This is a genomic window from Klebsiella sp. 141240 (genome assembly GCF_050600805.1).
GTDB lineage: Bacteria > Pseudomonadota > Gammaproteobacteria > Enterobacterales > Enterobacteriaceae > Klebsiella > Klebsiella aerogenes.
This window is the reverse complement of sequence record NZ_JAQIRK010000003.1, coordinates 299,914-314,591: the sequence shown is the minus strand read 5'-3', so window position 1 is coordinate 314,591 and position 14,678 is coordinate 299,914. Positions and strand designations below refer to the sequence as shown.

16 protein-coding genes are annotated in these 14,678 nt (G+C 55.1%); 6 read left to right on the top strand and 10 right to left on the bottom strand.

Annotation, left to right across the window (positions count from 1 at the left end; genetic code table 11):
- Positions 1-28 precede the first annotated feature (28 nt).
- The 5 genes from PGQ95_RS07280 to PGQ95_RS07260 form a co-directional block, all read right to left on the bottom strand.
- Positions 29-745, bottom strand: coding sequence for an ABC transporter ATP-binding protein (locus PGQ95_RS07280; protein WP_087859587.1), 717 nt, complete (start codon positions 743-745; stop codon positions 29-31).
- Positions 745-1,617 (bottom strand): ABC transporter ATP-binding protein, encoded by an 873-nt coding sequence (locus PGQ95_RS07275; protein ID WP_087859586.1) that lies wholly within the window; start codon positions 1,615-1,617, stop codon positions 745-747. The genes PGQ95_RS07280 and PGQ95_RS07275 overlap by 1 nt, the downstream gene beginning before the upstream one ends.
- Positions 1,614-2,900 (bottom strand): high-affinity branched-chain amino acid ABC transporter permease LivM, encoded by a 1,287-nt coding sequence (livM, locus tag PGQ95_RS07270; RefSeq protein ID WP_430917491.1) that lies wholly within the window; start codon positions 2,898-2,900, stop codon positions 1,614-1,616. Before livM ends, PGQ95_RS07275 begins: the two co-directional genes overlap by 4 nt.
- Positions 2,901-2,909: 9 nt before the next feature.
- On the bottom strand, positions 2,910-3,824 hold the full coding sequence (locus tag PGQ95_RS07265; protein WP_032711708.1) for an ABC transporter permease subunit: 915 nt from the start codon (positions 3,822-3,824) through the stop codon (positions 2,910-2,912).
- Positions 3,825-3,935: 111 nt separating this feature from the next.
- Positions 3,936-5,051, bottom strand: coding sequence for a branched-chain amino acid ABC transporter substrate-binding protein (locus PGQ95_RS07260; RefSeq protein WP_015366474.1), 1,116 nt, complete (start codon positions 5,049-5,051; stop codon positions 3,936-3,938).
- 561 nt (positions 5,052-5,612) lie between these two features.
- Here PGQ95_RS07260 and PGQ95_RS07255 point away from each other — a divergent pair.
- Together PGQ95_RS07255 and PGQ95_RS07250 are read left to right on the top strand one after the other, a co-directional pair.
- Entirely contained in the window at positions 5,613-5,891 is a 279-nt protein-coding gene (locus PGQ95_RS07255; protein ID WP_087859583.1) for a hypothetical protein, read from the top strand.
- Positions 5,892-5,944: 53 nt separating this feature from the next.
- On the top strand, positions 5,945-6,130 hold the full coding sequence (locus PGQ95_RS07250) for a hypothetical protein (RefSeq protein WP_045382390.1): 186 nt from the start codon (positions 5,945-5,947) through the stop codon (positions 6,128-6,130).
- Positions 6,131-6,143: 13 nt separating this feature from the next.
- Here the strand turns inward: PGQ95_RS07250 and PGQ95_RS07245 are convergent, their stop codons facing one another.
- Complete coding sequence (locus PGQ95_RS07245) at positions 6,144-6,452, bottom strand: monooxygenase (protein WP_213793987.1); 309 nt, start codon at positions 6,450-6,452, stop codon at positions 6,144-6,146.
- 193 nt (positions 6,453-6,645) lie between these two features.
- Here PGQ95_RS07245 and ppk2 point away from each other — a divergent pair, with 193 nt between their 5' ends.
- The 3 genes from ppk2 to PGQ95_RS07230 all read left to right on the top strand — a co-directional run bounded on the left by ppk2 (position 6,646) and on the right by PGQ95_RS07230 (position 8,160).
- Entirely contained in the window at positions 6,646-7,464 is an 819-nt protein-coding gene (gene ppk2, locus PGQ95_RS07240; protein WP_430917489.1) for a polyphosphate kinase 2, read from the top strand.
- A gap of 187 nt (positions 7,465-7,651) precedes the next feature.
- A complete protein-coding gene (locus PGQ95_RS07235; protein ID WP_113373308.1) occupies positions 7,652-7,837 on the top strand; it encodes a hypothetical protein in 186 nt (61 codons plus the stop codon).
- Complete coding sequence (locus PGQ95_RS07230; protein WP_015705519.1) at positions 7,834-8,160, top strand: CcdB family protein; 327 nt, start codon at positions 7,834-7,836, stop codon at positions 8,158-8,160. Before PGQ95_RS07235 ends, PGQ95_RS07230 begins: the two co-directional genes overlap by 4 nt.
- Before the next feature lie 51 nt (positions 8,161-8,211).
- Here the strand turns inward: PGQ95_RS07230 and fdnI are convergent, their stop codons facing one another.
- From fdnI to fdnG, 3 genes are read right to left on the bottom strand one after another with little or no spacing between them, the layout of a single operon-like run.
- The gene (gene fdnI, locus PGQ95_RS07225) at positions 8,212-8,868 is read right to left on the bottom strand and encodes a formate dehydrogenase-N subunit gamma (RefSeq protein ID WP_087859580.1); all 657 of its coding nucleotides are present in this window, start codon (positions 8,866-8,868) and stop codon (positions 8,212-8,214) included.
- Positions 8,861-9,745 carry a formate dehydrogenase subunit beta gene (gene fdxH, locus PGQ95_RS07220; protein WP_430917486.1) on the bottom strand — a complete coding sequence of 295 codons (885 nt, stop codon included), beginning with the start codon at positions 9,743-9,745 and terminating at the stop codon, positions 8,861-8,863. Before fdxH ends, fdnI begins: the two co-directional genes overlap by 8 nt.
- A gap of 11 nt (positions 9,746-9,756) precedes the next feature.
- Entirely contained in the window at positions 9,757-12,804 is a 3,048-nt protein-coding gene (fdnG, locus tag PGQ95_RS07215; protein ID WP_430917484.1) for a formate dehydrogenase-N subunit alpha, read from the bottom strand.
- Between the two features lie 224 nt (positions 12,805-13,028).
- Between fdnG and yddG the strand changes: the two genes are divergently transcribed.
- Complete coding sequence (yddG, locus tag PGQ95_RS07210; RefSeq protein WP_087859576.1) at positions 13,029-13,907, top strand: aromatic amino acid DMT transporter YddG; 879 nt, start codon at positions 13,029-13,031, stop codon at positions 13,905-13,907.
- On the opposite strand, the gene PGQ95_RS07205 is transcribed toward yddG, so the two are convergent.
- Positions 13,904-14,677: a 1,6-dihydroxycyclohexa-2,4-diene-1-carboxylate dehydrogenase gene (locus PGQ95_RS07205; protein WP_430917736.1), complete on the bottom strand. Its 774-nt coding sequence runs from the start codon at positions 14,675-14,677 to the stop codon at positions 13,904-13,906. The genes yddG and PGQ95_RS07205 overlap by 4 nt on opposite strands.
- Position 14,678: the final 1 nt, after the last annotated feature.

Sequence of the window (14,678 nt, the reverse complement as noted above, 5' to 3'; positions counted from 1 at the left end):
GTTTTCTCCCCCTACGACTGACGAAAACTTAACCCATCCCCAGGTAAGCATTTCTGACTTCCGGGTTATCCAGCAACTCTGCGCCGCTACCGCTCAGACGTATTTCGCCGTTGACCAGCACATACGCGCGGTTAGCCAGTTTTAGCGCGTGGTACGCATTTTGCTCCACCAGTAGCAGCGTCATCCCCTGGGCGGTCAACTCGCGCAAGATGCTGAAAATTTGCTTCACCACCAGCGGCGCCAGACCCAGGCTCGGTTCATCTAATAGTAATAGCTTTGGCCGACTCATCAGCGCGCGGGCGATCGCCAGCATTTGCTGCTCGCCGCCGGAGAGCGTCATCGCCCGCTGCGCGCGACGCTCTTCCAGCCGTGGAAACAGCTGATACATCCGCGCTTTATCTTCATTCTGATAACGATTACCAATGGGAATAGTGCCCATCAGCAGGTTCTCTTCCACCGTCATATCGGCAAAAATGCGCCGTCCCTCCGGCGCCTGGGCAATACCGTTGGTGGCGATATAGTGCGTCGACTGGCGGCTAATATCATGTCCGCGATAGATAATACTGCCATCGGTAATCCGCGGCTGGCCGAAAATGGACATCAGCAGCGTGGATTTTCCGGCGCCGTTAGCGCCGATTAACGCCACCGTTTCGCCTTCATTGACCGTTAGCGATACCGACTTCAGCGCCTGAATTTGCCCGTAAAAAACATTAACCTCGCGAAATTCCAGCAACGGTTGGCTCATCAGGCGATCTCCTGTTCATCGGTACCAAGGTATGCGGCGATCACGCTCAGGTTGGATTGGATCTCAGCCGGGGTGCCATGAGCAATAACATCGCCGTGGTCGAGTACAATCACACGATCGGAGATTTCCATCACCATGCTCATATCATGTTCGATCAGCAGTATGGTGACGCCATGATGTTCTCGCAGAAAACGAATAATCCGGCTCAGGGCGCGCGTTTCCGCCGGATTGAGTCCGGCTGCGGGTTCGTCAAGACACAGTATTTCCGGCCCGGTACACATCGCGCGGGCGATCTCCAGTCGCCGCTGCTGGCCATAAGAGAGCGTTCCCGCCAGTCGATTGGCGCAGTCGACCATCTCCACCACTTCCAGCCAGTAAAAGGCCCGCTCTAATGCGCGGTTCTCCGCCTGCCGATAGCCTCGGGTATTCAGGATCCCGGCGATCAGATGGCGGTTGACCTGCATATGCTGGGCCACCATCAGATTTTCAATCACCGTCATTTCGCGAAACAAGCGGATGTTCTGGAAGGTACGCGCCAGCCCGGCGCGGTTGACCAGATGCGCGCCGCCGAACATTTTGTAGTACATCCGCCGCCCCAGGCGCGCGGGATGGAAAAAATCATCGGCATGCAGTTTCTGCCCGAGAACCTGAATCACATCGGTTATTCGTTGCCGGGCATTAAGCCGAATGGCGCCGCCGCTGGCGCGGTAAAATCCGGTCAGGCAATTGAACACCGTGGTCTTGCCCGCGCCGTTCGGGCCAATCAGGGCGGTGATCGATCCGCGTTCAACCTCGAGATTGACATCATTCAGCGCTTTAATCCCGCCAAAATGCATCATCAGATGCTCGACCTGCAATATTGCATCGCTCATGGCGCGACTCCTTTGCGGATTTCCACCCCGGTACGCCCGGTACGCACCAGCCCGCGCGGCCGCCAGATCATCATCAGGACCATCAGCACGCCAAAGAGCAGAACCCGGTATTCGTCAAAGCCACGCAGCAGCTCCGGCGTGACAGTCAGCACGAAAGCCGCCAGCACAACACCCAATGTCGAGCCCATGCCGCCTAATACCACGATAGCGAGAATCAGCGCCGACTCGAAAAAGGTAAACGACGTCGGGTTCACGAAGCCCTGATAAGTGGCGAAAAAGATACCGGCGATGCCGGCCGTCGAGGCGCCGAGCATAAACGCGGACAGCTTAACCAGTACGTGATTCAGCCCCATCGCCCGGCAGGCGATTTCATCTTCCCGCAGCGCCTCCCAGGCACGTCCAATCGGCATTCGGGTCAGGCGGTGCTTTATCAGCAGCACCATCAGTACCACGATAAATAACACGGCATAGATAAAAATAAATTTAAGGTTGGGGTTGTAGGCGATATGCAGAAATTCATGAATCGGGGTACCGCCCTCTTTGGCTCGCCGGGCAAACTCGAGGCCGAAAAGCGTTGGCGACGGCACCGAAACGCCGTTGGGGCCGCCGGTGAAACTTACCCAGTTGTTGAGCACCAGACGGATGATTTCGCCGAATCCCAGAGTCACAATAGCCAGGTAGTCGCCATGCATTCGTAAAACCGGAAAACCCAATAACGCCCCCGCCAGCGCCGCCATCACCGCCCCCAGCGGCAACATTGCCCAGAACCCCAAGCCAAGGTATTGATAGCCGAGCGCCAGACCGTAGGCGCCAATGGCGTAAAAGGCGACGTACCCCAAATCAAGTAACCCCGCGAGACCCACCACGATGTTTAATCCCAGCCCCAGCAGGACGTAGATAAGCCCGAGGATCGCCACGGTGAGCAGGTATTTACTGGCCATTAACGGGAAAGCGATAGCCGCAATCGCCAGCAGCGGCAGGACAAAACGTAGCCGACTACGATAGCCAGGGGGGCGGACGAATACCCCCTGGTCGTTGCCTTCAAAACGTCCGACAAACCGCTTTCCCCTGCGGGTTTGCAAAAGCAGGCTGAGCAGCAGACGCCCCACCATTACCACCGCTACCAGCACGATGACGCGCTGTGGGGAAAGCGTAAAACTGTACCCCTTCAGCACGATCCCCACGATCGGGCCAAAGACTATCAGCGCGCATAAACCGGCCAGCACGCTATCGATAAGGCTGCGCTTGACGTCGATGCCGTCTAAACGGGAAATATCGGTCATATGCCCCCCTTAGACCTTGGCCACAACAGGACGGCCCAGAAGCCCCTGCGGACGGAAAATCAGAATCGCCACCAGCAATGCGAACGAGAAGACATCCTTATAATCCGAGTTTACTAACCCAGCGAACTGCGCCTCGGCGACGCCCAGCAGCAGGCCGCCAAGCATCGCCCCCGGCAGCGAACCGATCCCGCCCAGTACCGCGGCGGTGAAGGCCTTAATGCCGATAATAAAACCGATATAAAAATCAAACGTGCCGTAATTCATGGTCACCAGTACCCCGGCGAGTCCCGCCATGGCCGCGCCAATCATAAATACCAGCGAGATCACCCGATCGGTGTTAATGCCGAGAATGGCCGCCATCCGCCGGTCCTGCTGGGTCGCTCGGCATACCCGCCCAAGCTGCGTATGGTTGATTATCCAGCTCAGCACCACCATGCCGACGAAAGCGGCGAGCAGGATGAAGATTTTGGTCCAGGTGATTTGCACCACGCCATCACCTACCGTAATCCGCAATACGCCGTGCATCAACGTCGGGATCCCCTGTTGATTAGGGCCCTGACTCAGTTGCACGTAGTTTTGTAAAATCAGCGACATGCCGATTGCCGAAATCAGCGGCGCCAGACGCGTTGAATTCCGTAGCGGCCGATAAGCAATGCGTTCGATGGCCCAGCCGTACACCCCGGTGACGATAATCGTAAACACCAGCGTGCCGAAAATAAGCAGCGGGAAAGAGTGAATACCGAAGTAGGCCAGCAGCGCCAGCCCGATAGCGCACAGGTAGGCTGAGACCATATATACCTCGCCGTGGGCGAAGTTAATCATACCGATGATGCCATAAACCATGGTGTAGCCAATGGCGATAAGCCCATATACCGCGCCAAGCGTTAAGCCATTGATCAGTTGTTGCAGAAAGAATGCCGCCATAGGAACCATCCTGCCAGTCAAGGTGCAGCAGACGCAGAGGCCTTAACGTCTGCTGCTTACGGTGGTACGACGCCCCTCTGATGAGGGCGTTATGCGCACTACAATCCTGGGTTACAGCTGATGATATTTGCCTTTATCATCCCATTGATAAACCACGTAATCCGATACTTTCAGGTCGCCTTTGCCGTCCCAGGCTTTTTTACCCATCACGGTATCGACGCTGTGGTTTTTCAACCATTCGCTGGCTTTGGCATTATCGGTACCGGCGGCGTTATAGGCGGCGGCGATAGCCTGAATGGACGCATAGGCGTAAAGGGTATAGCCTTCCGGTTCAAAACCGCTGGCGCGGAATTTGTCGATCACCGCTTTACCTTCAGGAATGGTGCGCGGATCCTTACCGAAGGTCATTAACACGCCATTAGTAAACTGCGGCCCGCCCGCGGCGGTAACCAACTCTTCGGTCACCACGCAGTCGCCGGAGAAGAACTTAGCCTGGACGCCCTGCTCGCGCATCTGGCGCACCAGCGGGCCGGCTTCCGGATGGCAGCCGCCAAAATAAACCACATCCGGTTTCAGGGCGCCGATTTTAGTTACCAGGGCATTGAAATCTTTTTCCCCGCGGGATAAGCCTTCATACAACACCTCTTTCGTCCCGCGTTTAGCGAGCGCCGCACGCGTCGCGTCGGCTAATCCCTGACCGTAGGTGTCTTTATCGTGAATGACGGCGATCTTCTTCGCCTTCAGCACATCCAGCATGTAGTTGGCGGCAATCACCCCTTGCTGGTCATCGCGCCCGCACATGCGGAACATATCTTTCATTCCGCGTTCGGTGATTTGCGGATTGGTGGAACCCGGCGTGATGGTCAGGATCCCGGCTTCGTCATAGACCTCGGAGGCGGGCATTGTCGAGGAAGAGCAGAAGTGGCCTACCACCGCCGAGACGCCGGAGTCGTCAACCAGGCGGTTAGCCACCGCCACCGCCTGCTTGGGTTCACAGGCATCATCGCCCTGCACCAGCACAATTTTTTCGCCTTTAATTCCCCCGGCGGCATTAATATCAGCCGCCGCCTGCGATGCCCCTTTCCAGTATTGGGCGCCATAGGTCGCATTCGGCCCGGTAAAGGGGCCGGCCACGCCAATCTTCACATCCGCCTGTGCGTAAAATGCCGCGCTCAAACAACCTGCTATTGCAAAATGCAGAGTCAACTTTTTAAGTTTTAAAGACATTCGGATAGTCCTCAGCGATATCGAACAGACGCCATAAACTGGCGCAGTAAAAACCACTTACAGCGTAACGTGCCAATGCTGGAATAAGCCGTAGCGGCTTCGGTAGATAAAGCAAAAAACCCGCCAGGAAGAGAGGTATCGCCAGATCGATTACTAATAGTCGCGTAGCGTGACCGCAATCGGTACCACCCGGCAATACGCCAGTCTTTACAGGTCAGGAGGTCTGTTGCCGTCACGTGGCCTGCCGGGAACGCTGGTGTCCATACCGACAGTGAGCTAAACATAGAACGACTTTAGCAACCTTGCGCACCGGGCTGGTGCAAAAGTGCGGAGATGATCAAAACTAGTGAAAATTTTGCTGCATTAATGTGAAATTAACGACAAGGGCATGGGGAATGCTCGGTAATACAAGTAGCTACCATAAAGAATTGCCGATGAATAGCAACTTTATACTAGCAGAGGGCGATTACGCTTTGAAACATTAACTTCTTTTACGTATTATCTTAACCCTTGCTCTTTTTACCTGCCGCCGTGGCGGGTTTCGTCTCATGGATGAAAAGTATGACTTTAAAAAAATTAATTATTATCGCCATCAGCGCGCTTTCTATTAACGCCAGCGCCTTCGCGGCGGGCAGTCTCGCCGACCAGTTACACTATACGCCGCCGGAACCGGCAGACCTTGCCGCTAATCCACAGACAGAATCGCCTGAATCGAAAACGGAACAACCAAAATTAACGATGACCCCCGACGTTAATGCCTACACCTATTACAACGAAAAGGTGAATCCTGTCACCAATGATATTGACCGTATTGAACAAGGCGGCGTCGTTGAATTCTGATTTATACCGGCGCAGCGTTCGCGCCGGTAAACATTGACCACGGAGTATTCGCCATGATGAAGGATTATCTGATCATTGCCTGGATTACTATTGTCGCCTGCTGGCCCATTACGTTACCGGTGTTAGCCGTGGTCGCGGGAATACTTTTCTATTCCCGCCATCGCGTGGCGGGAATCGTGGTATCCGGGCTATTTATCCTCGAAGCCGTGGCGGCCTGGCAGTTTGAACGCTATATGTAACCACGGTCTCATTTTAATTGAGCGGCCCGCGGTTAATCTGGCTTAGCGGTAAATTGACGTCGAAAATTTTGTAGAACATCTCCTGCACACCAAATTGCTGCAGGCGGGCGGCGTGTTTTTTCGCATAAGCCTGCGCGCTTTGTTCATCTTCAAACAGATATATGCCACCGGCTTCCTGCGTAGCGCTATTCTCCGTCCAGATCTTCCAGATAAAACCGGGCTCGTGGTTAATAGATTGCGCGAGTTCGGCTAATTGCGTCGACATTTCATCGCCAAACGGGCCGCTAAAAGCAAAGTGCACTTGCAGAAGTTTATTCGACATACTCTCTCCCTGAATGATTTCAGTTAATTAACCAGCCTATCCTACCCGATTCCTGATTAAGCAGCAGTGAGATGGCGCGCTTAATGCTTATCTTTTCTCTCAGGCAGATGAGAAGTTTTCCGCCGCTTTGCCTGGGTCTGATTACACTTTAAACAGCGACCTGCCTTTCAGGCCACCACGCATGAGGACAGCCATGGGAAACAAGAAGAAAGCCGTTGCGCCCGTCATACCCGCCAAAACGGAGCCGTTAAGCGAGAAAGCGTATCAGCAGGCGTTACGTAAACTGCACGTCGAGTTGGTCAAGCTACAGCGGTGGGTCGTGCATAAAGGGCTTAAGGTATGCATCGTATTCGAGGGACGCGATGGCGCCGGCAAAGGCGGCACCATCAAAGCGATAACCGAACGCGTCAGCCCGCGGGTTTTCCGTGTTGTCGCCCTGCCCGCCCCAACCGAGCGCGAACGCAGCCAGCTCTATTTTCAGCGCTATATCAAGCATCTTCCCGCCGCCGGGGAGATAGTGATTTTCGATCGCAGCTGGTACAACCGGGCCGGCGTTGAACGGGTGATGGGATTTTGTACCGAGGAGGAGGTGCAAAAATTCCTCGACGGCGCACCAATGGTGGAGCGTGGGATGGTCGATTCCGGCATTATTTTACTGAAATACTGGCTGGAGGTGACGCCGCAGGAACAAGAACGGCGCCTGCGCGACCGTATTGATGACGGACGCAAAATCTGGAAACTATCGCCGATGGATATTAAATCTTTCAACCGCTGGGATGATTACACCGCAGCGCGCGATGCGATGTTTGCCGCCACCGATACCGCCTGGGCGCCGTGGTTTGTCGCCCGCTCGGAAGATAAAAAACGCGTGCGCCTGAATATTATTACCCACCTGCTTTCGCAGATCCCCTACGAGTCTCTACCAACGGAACACATTACCCTACCGAAACGTAAAATTGGCAAAGTGAAACCGACTCATTTTCCTTTCCGGTTTATTCCTGAGAAATTTTAATGGAATGGTTTTATCACCTTTGCGCAGTATTCCCCCTGCGCAAAGGGTTATTACAACAAACGTTAATATTTCATCTGTTGCGTTGCGCTGGAATCCGGCTCGCAAAATAAATATTAAACTTACTGCTGAGGTTTATTTTTATGTGAGTAAAGAGAATAATCACTGAACCACCAGTAAGGAGCCTACGATGAAAAGTAATACGCTACGTAAAAGATGTATTGACGTGCCAGCCCAGAAGGAGTCAGCGCAGGCAGGAAAGGATTTACGAGAAGCCGATAAACAGCAACAGCATAAGGAATTCATTGCCGCAATGAATGAATTTATTGCAAAAGCAGGTACTCTCACAGATGATGAATTTTTCAGGGTGCTATGATGCTTGAACAATTCAATGTCTATCGAAATTGTTCTGCACAAACAAATAACACCCTGCCGTATTATATGATAGTGCAGAATGATTACTATGCTGACCTGGCCACTAGAGTCATTATTCCTTTAATGCGGGCGCGACAGTTACCTCGTTGGCATCAGCATGTCGCCCCAAGGATAAATATAGAGTTTGACAGCTTTTTACTTTGTACGCCGATGATCAGTAATTTAAATAATAAACGAATCCAGCCACAGGATTTCGTCTGTAATCTGAGTTGTGCGCGTCAGGGGGTCATTGATTCAATCGATACACTTATCACTAACTGCTGAATGCCGGGAGCCCGCCCCGATATCTTCGGAGCGGGTTTCCCCCGTAAAGGCTTACTTCATTCCCTCACGGCTCTCTTTTTGCGCTTCCAGGCGTTCGACATCGCGATACCAGCGCGGGTGATGTTTCTTCGCCCAACGGCGGCTGACCTTGCCTTCGATCATGCCTTTAATCGACCCTTTCACCCAGAATGCCATATACATATGGATGAGGATCGCGTGGATCAGGATAATCGCCGAAGTGGCGTGTATCAGCAGACTGTAACGGATAACCGGAATCGGGAAATAGTCCGCAAAATACGGGCGCCAGATAATCACCCCGGTCACCAGCAGCACAAAAATCATGCTCATAATGGTCCAGAACATCATCTTCTGCCCGGCGTTATATTTACCGACGCGCGCGACCTTATGTTCATTGCCTTTCAGAACCTCCACAATGCCTTTCAGCCAGGGGATATCCTGTTTATCAGGGATATTGTGGTGGACAAAACGCACAAACATAAACATCAGCGCGACAAAAATCAGCACACCGAAAAACGGATGCAGGATACGCCCCATCTGCGGGGTGCCGAAGGTTTCCGTCAACCATTGTAGCGTCGGGAAGAAAAACGAAATCCCCGACAGCGCCACCAGGAAGAAACAGATAACCACCGTCCAGTGACAGGCGCGGTCGATGAATTTGGTGCGCACTATCATTTTCGATTTACTCATCGTGTTCCTCCTCGTCATCGTCAACTTCCTTGTTCGGCCCGATACCAATGTAGTGATAAATCAGCCCAGCAAAGGTAGCGATAAAGCCCGCCGCCGACAGCGGTTTCAGCGCCCCCTTCCATAGATTGATACTGGTGTCGATCTGCGGCTCCTTCGGCAGCTTGTGATACAGCTCCGGCTGGTCGGCATGATGCAGTACGTACATCACGTGGGTGCCGCCAACGCCCTGCGGGTTGTAAATCCCGGCATTGGCATAACCGCGTTTTTTCAGCTTATCCACCCGCTCCTGCGCCACTTCCAGCATCTCTTTTTTCGTGCCGAAGTGGATAGCGCCGGTAGGACAGGTTTTCACGCAGGCCGGTTCCTGACCAACGCTGACCCGATCCACACACAGCGTGCATTTATAGACCCGGTTATCCTCTTTATTGAGGCGCGGGATATTAAACGGGCACCCTGCTATGCAGTAACCGCAGCCGATGCAGTTTTCCTGCTGAAAATCGACAATGCCGTTGGCGTACTGAATGATCGCCCCGGCGGACGGGCAGGCTTTCAGGCAGCCCGGCTCTTCGCAGTGCATGCAGCCATCTTTGCGGATAAGCCACTCCAGCTTGCCGTTCTGTTCGGTCTCGCTAAAGCGCATTACCGTCCAGGATTTAGCGCTGAGGTCCGCCGGGTTGTCGTACACGCCGACGCAGTGCCCCACTTCATCACGAATGTTATTCCACTCGGAACAGGCCACCTGGCAGGCTTTACAGCCTACGCAGGAGGAGACATCGATAAGCTTGGCGACTTCGGCCTTATAGTCCCGCGCGCGTGGCGCGGGAGTTATCGGGTTGGTCGCGGAGCGTTTAATAATGTCTTGTGTTTCCATCGCCATTTAATCGCTCCTTACGCTTTCTCGATGTTGACCAGAAACGCCTTATACTCCGGCGTTTGCGAGTTGGAATCGCCGACATTAGGCGTCAGGGTGTTGGCGATATAGCCTTTACGGGCCACGCCTTCAAAGCCCCAGTGCAGCGGGATACCGACGGTTTCTACCTGCTGCCCGTTGACGTTCAGCGTGCGCAGTCGGCGGGTCACCACGGCAACCGCGCGAATAAACCCGCGCTTGCTGCTGACTTTCACCCAATCGCCGTTAACGATACCTTTGCTTTTCGCCAACCCTTCGCTGATTTCGACAAACTGTTCCGGCTGCGCAATTGCGTTAAGCAGCGCATGTTTGGTCCAGGTATGGAAGTGTTCGGTCAGACGATAGGTAGTACCGACATACGGGAACTTATCCTTCTTACCCAGGCGAAGGGCGTCATCTTCATACAAACGCACCACCGGGCTTGAGACCACATTGGGGTGCAGCGGGTTGGTGCCAAGCGGCGTTTCCATCGGCTCGTAGTGTTCCGGGAACGGCCCTTCCGCCAGTTTATCGAGCGCAAACAGGCGCCCAAGCCCCTCTTGCTGCATAATAAACGGCCCGGTGTTGCTCCCCGGCGGCGCGGTATTGAAGTCCGGAATATCATTACCGACCCACTTACTGCCGTTCCACTGGATCAGCATCCGCTTCGCATCCCACGGCTTGCCGTTAATGTCAGCTGATGCGCGGTTATACAACACGCGGCGATTGAGCGGCCAGGCCCAGGCCCATCCCAGCGTATTGCCAAGCCCAGAAGGATCGGCGTTATCGCGATTCGCCATCTGGTTACCCTGCTCGGTCCAGCAGCCGGTGTAGATCCAGCAAGATGACGCGGTGCTGCCGTCATCGCGCAGTAACGCGAAGCTATTCAGCAACTGTCCTTTTTTCGCCAGCAGCACCCCATTGCCATCGTAGAGATCCGCCAGCGCGTAGCCGTTGTTCTCTTTTGCTACTTCTTCCGATTCCGGATGATCTGGCTGCTTATAGCTCCAGCTCATTTTCAGCAGCGGTTCCGCTCCCTTACCGCCTTCGCGACGGTACAGCTCACGTAGACGGTGATAGATCCCGGCAAGAATTTCGCCATCGTTGCGTGCTTCGCCCGGCGCGTCCTGGCCTTTCCAGTGCCACTGCAGCCAGCGACCGGAGTTGGCGATCGAGCCATCCTCTTCGGCAAAGCAGGTCGACGGCAGACGGAAGACTTCGGTCTGAATAGCCGACGGGTCGACATCATTGGACTCGCCGTGGTTCTGCCAGAAGGTCGAAGTTTCGGTCACCAGCGGGTCGATAACCACCATATATTTCAGCTTACTGAGGCTACGAACCACTTTGTTTTTGTCCGGGAAGGACGCAACCGGGTTGAAGCCCTGGCAGATATAGCCGGTGACTTTGCCGTTATCCATCATATTGAAGTACTTGATAACGTCGTAAGCCTGATCCCATTTCGGCAACCAGTTGAAGCCCCAGTCGTTCTCTTTCTGCGCCGCATCGCCGTAGAACGATTTCATCAGGCTGACGAAGAATTTCGGGTAGTTGCTCCAGTAGTTCACCTGGTCGGCCAGCGTCGCTTTCGGCGTGTTGGCGCTAAGATAACTTTGCAGATCGCTCTGTTTATCGGACGGCAGCGTCAAATAACCCGGCAGGCTGGTCGACAACAGGCCCAAATCGGTCAGACCCTGAATATTGGAGTGTCCGCGCAGCGCGTTGACGCCGCCGCCTGCCATACCCATGTTGCCGAGCAGCAGCTGGATCATCGCCATGGTGCGGATGTTCTGCGCGCCGACGGTGTGCTGCGTCCAGCCCAGCGCATACAGGAAGGTGGTGGTGCGATCCGCGACGCTGGTTGAAGCCAGTACCTCGCACACTTTGAGGAAGTCTTCTTTCGGCGTACCGCAGATATTTTCGACCACTTCCGGGGTGTAGCGGGAAACGTGCTGCTTGAGCAGATTCCACACGCAGCGCGGATGGGAGAGCGTTTCATCGCGTTTCGCGTAGCCATTTTCATCGAACTGGTAGTTCCAGGACGATTTATCATACTGGCGCTTTTCCGCATCGTAGCCGCTGAACAGGCCATCTTCGAAGGTAAAATCATCCCGTACCAGCAGGCTGGCATTGGTGTAATGCTTTACGTACTCGGCATTGATCTTATTATTTTCGATCAGGTAGCGCAGCACGCCCGACAGGAACGTAATGTCGGTACCGGAACGAATCGGCGCATAGATATCGGCCACCGACGCGGTACGCGTAAAGCGTGGGTCGACAACGATAAGCGTGGCATCGTTATTGTTCTTCGCTTCCATCGCCCAGCGGAATCCCACCGGATGCGCTTCCGCGGCGTTGCCGCCCATCACCATCACGACGTTAGCGTTTTTGATATCAACCCAGTGGTTGGTCATCGCACCGCGACCAAATGTTGGAGCAAGACTTGCTACCGTTGGTCCGTGTCAGACGCGCGCCTGGTTGTCTACCGCCAGCATGCCGAGCGAGCGCACAAATTTTTGCGTCAGCATGCCGGTCTCATTACTCGCCGCCGAGGCGCACAGCATCCCGGTGGAAAGCCAGCGGTTAACCGTCACGCCCTGCTCGTTCTTTTCAATAAAGTTGGCGTCGCGGTCGGCTTTCATCAGTTTGGCGATGCGGTTAAAAGCTTCATCCCAGGAGATGCGCTGCCATTTATCCGAGCCCGGAGCGCGGTATTGCGGATAACGCAGGCGATTTTCGCTGTGGACGTAGTCCAGCAGACCGGCGCCTTTCGGGCACAGCGCGCCGCGGCTTACCGGATGATCCGGATCCCCTTCGATATGATAAATCGCTTCTTTGGCGTTTTTCGCGCCGTCGCCCAGGCTATACATTAATAGCCCGCAGCCCACGGAGCAGTAAGTGCAGGTGTTGCGGATCTCTTTTGCGCGCAGCAATTTGAAATTGCGTGCCTGAGCCAGCGCCATTTTTGGGGCGAAGCCCAGTGCGGCAGCTGTTGTTCCGGCCATACCGCCTGCGCAGATTTTAAAAAACTTTCTGCGGCTGACGTCCATTGATTCCTCCATGCAGGATGTGTGTTCATCGCGCGGAGGAAACTAACAGCAATGTCCCTTTTTTTATTGCGTCAAATCAAGGTCGCCAACGCTCGCCCCCTAAAGAGTCAGCGCTAGCGAGTTTGACTAACCCCAAAGAGTTATGCGCTACGGAAAAGATCGACCGCCGGGAGCGAAAAGATGTTATAAATTCTGGCTGCGTGTGAGTCACTATCAGGTTAAACATGGAAAAAAAGAGAGCGACGTCAATCGGCTTCGCCGCCATTATATTATGGAGCACGATGGTCGGTTTGATCCGCGGCGTCAGCGAAGGGCTAGGCGCTGTCGGCGGCGCGGCGATGATTTATAGCCTTAGCGGCCTGCTGCTCATTTTTACCGTCGGCTTTCCCAACCTGCGCCAAATCCCGCGCCGCTATCTGTTGGCCGGCAGCGTGCTGTTTGTTAGCTATGAGATCTGCCTCGCCCTGTCGCTGGGTTTCGCCGCCACCCGCCAGCAGGCCATTGAAGTGGGGATGGTCAATTACCTGTGGCCCAGCCTGACTATTTTATTCGCCATTCTTTTTAACGGTCAGAAAAGCAGCTGGCTGGTGATCCCCGGCTTACTACTGGCGCTGTTCGGCGTGAGCTGGGTGCTCGGCGGCGAGCACGGACTCAACCTCAGTGAAATTATCAATAACGTCATTTCGAGCCCGCTGAGCTACTTTCTGGCATTTATCGGCGCATTTATCTGGGCAGCTTACTGCACGGTGACCGCGAAGTATGCCAAAGGCAAAAATGGCATTACCCTCTTCGTCTTATTAACGGCGCTGACCCTGTGGCTGAAGTTTTTGGCCAGCACGCAGCCGCCGATGCAGTTTAGCTGGCCGGTAGTCATTAAGCTGATTACGGTCTCCGTGGCGCTGGGGCTGGCCTACGCGGCGTGGAACGTTGGCATCCTGCACGGCAACGTCAGCCTGCTGGCGGCGGCCTCGTACTTCACGCCGGTACTCTCCTCCGCACTGGCGGCAGTACTGCTCAGCGCCACGCTCTCATGGTCCTTCTGGCAGGGAGCCGGGATGGTGTGTCTCGGCTCCCTGCTCTGCTGGTATGCCACCCGCCGCTAGCCGAGATCGCCGCCCGCCACCGGTATCGTTACGCCGGTGATATAGCTGGCCTCATCGCTGGCGAGAAACAGGATCGCATTCGCCTGTTCCGCCAGCGTGCCGTAACGATGCATCAGGCTGCTCTCCACCGTCTGATCGACAACCTGCTGATACCACGCCTTTTCCTGCTCGCTCGGCTGCTCATCGTTGCGCGGCGTCAGGCGCGGCGGCGCCTCCGTGCCGCCCGGCGCGACGGCGTTAATCCGAATGCCGCTGCCGCTGTACTCCATAGCAATCGACCGGGTCAGCGCGTTAACGCCGCCTTTCGCCGCCGAGTATGGCACCCGGTTCACCCCTGCCGTCGCCACCGACGAGATATTGACGATGCTGCCTTTCCCCTGCTTCAGCATCCAGGGGAGCGCCGCGCGGCAGCCCCACAAGGTAGGGAACAGCGAGCGGCGGATCTCTTTCTCAATTTGTTCTGGCTGATACTCGGCGAAAGGTCGCGCCCAGATGGTGCCGCCGACGTTGTTGATGAGCACGTCGAGCCGGCCGAAATGCGCGACCCCGGCGGCAAACGCCTGTTCGGTACTCTGCCACTGCTCAAGGTCAGCCTCCAGCGCCAGTACCTGGCTTCCGGTCTGGGCTAAAACGGCAGCCAGTTCGTGCACGTAAGGCGAGCGGTCAATCAGCAATAGGGCGGCGCCTTCAGTTGCCGCCTGTTCCGCGGTCTGGCGACCAATGCCCTGCGCCGCGCCGGTAATAGCGACGACTTTATCGGTAAAACGCATC

Bases quoted from the DNA above. Each gene is read 5' to 3' on its own strand.
- PGQ95_RS07280 (WP_087859587.1), bottom strand. From the start codon at position 745: ATGAGCCAACCGTTGCTGGAATTTCGCGAGGTTAATGTTTTTTACGGG.
- PGQ95_RS07275 (WP_087859586.1), bottom strand. From the start codon at position 1,617: ATGAGCGATGCAATATTGCAGGTCGAGCATCTGATGATGCATTTTGGC.
- livM (WP_430917491.1), bottom strand. From the start codon at position 2,900: ATGACCGATATTTCCCGTTTAGACGGCATCGACGTCAAGCGCAGCCTT.
- PGQ95_RS07265 (WP_032711708.1), bottom strand. From the start codon at position 3,824: ATGGCGGCATTCTTTCTGCAACAACTGATCAATGGCTTAACGCTTGGC.
- PGQ95_RS07260 (WP_015366474.1), bottom strand. From the start codon at position 5,051: ATGTCTTTAAAACTTAAAAAGTTGACTCTGCATTTTGCAATAGCAGGT.
- PGQ95_RS07255 (WP_087859583.1), top strand. From the start codon at position 5,613: ATGACTTTAAAAAAATTAATTATTATCGCCATCAGCGCGCTTTCTATT.
- PGQ95_RS07250 (WP_045382390.1), top strand. From the start codon at position 5,945: ATGATGAAGGATTATCTGATCATTGCCTGGATTACTATTGTCGCCTGC.
- PGQ95_RS07245 (WP_213793987.1), bottom strand. From the start codon at position 6,452: ATGTCGAATAAACTTCTGCAAGTGCACTTTGCTTTTAGCGGCCCGTTT.
- ppk2 (WP_430917489.1), top strand. From the start codon at position 6,646: ATGGGAAACAAGAAGAAAGCCGTTGCGCCCGTCATACCCGCCAAAACG.
- PGQ95_RS07235 (WP_113373308.1), top strand. From the start codon at position 7,652: ATGAAAAGTAATACGCTACGTAAAAGATGTATTGACGTGCCAGCCCAG.
- PGQ95_RS07230 (WP_015705519.1), top strand. From the start codon at position 7,834: ATGATGCTTGAACAATTCAATGTCTATCGAAATTGTTCTGCACAAACA.
- fdnI (WP_087859580.1), bottom strand. From the start codon at position 8,868: ATGAGTAAATCGAAAATGATAGTGCGCACCAAATTCATCGACCGCGCC.
- fdxH (WP_430917486.1), bottom strand. From the start codon at position 9,745: ATGGCGATGGAAACACAAGACATTATTAAACGCTCCGCGACCAACCCG.
- yddG (WP_087859576.1), top strand. From the start codon at position 13,029: ATGGAAAAAAAGAGAGCGACGTCAATCGGCTTCGCCGCCATTATATTA.
- PGQ95_RS07205 (WP_430917736.1), bottom strand. From the start codon at position 14,677: ATGCGTTTTACCGATAAAGTCGTCGCTATTACCGGCGCGGCGCAGGGC.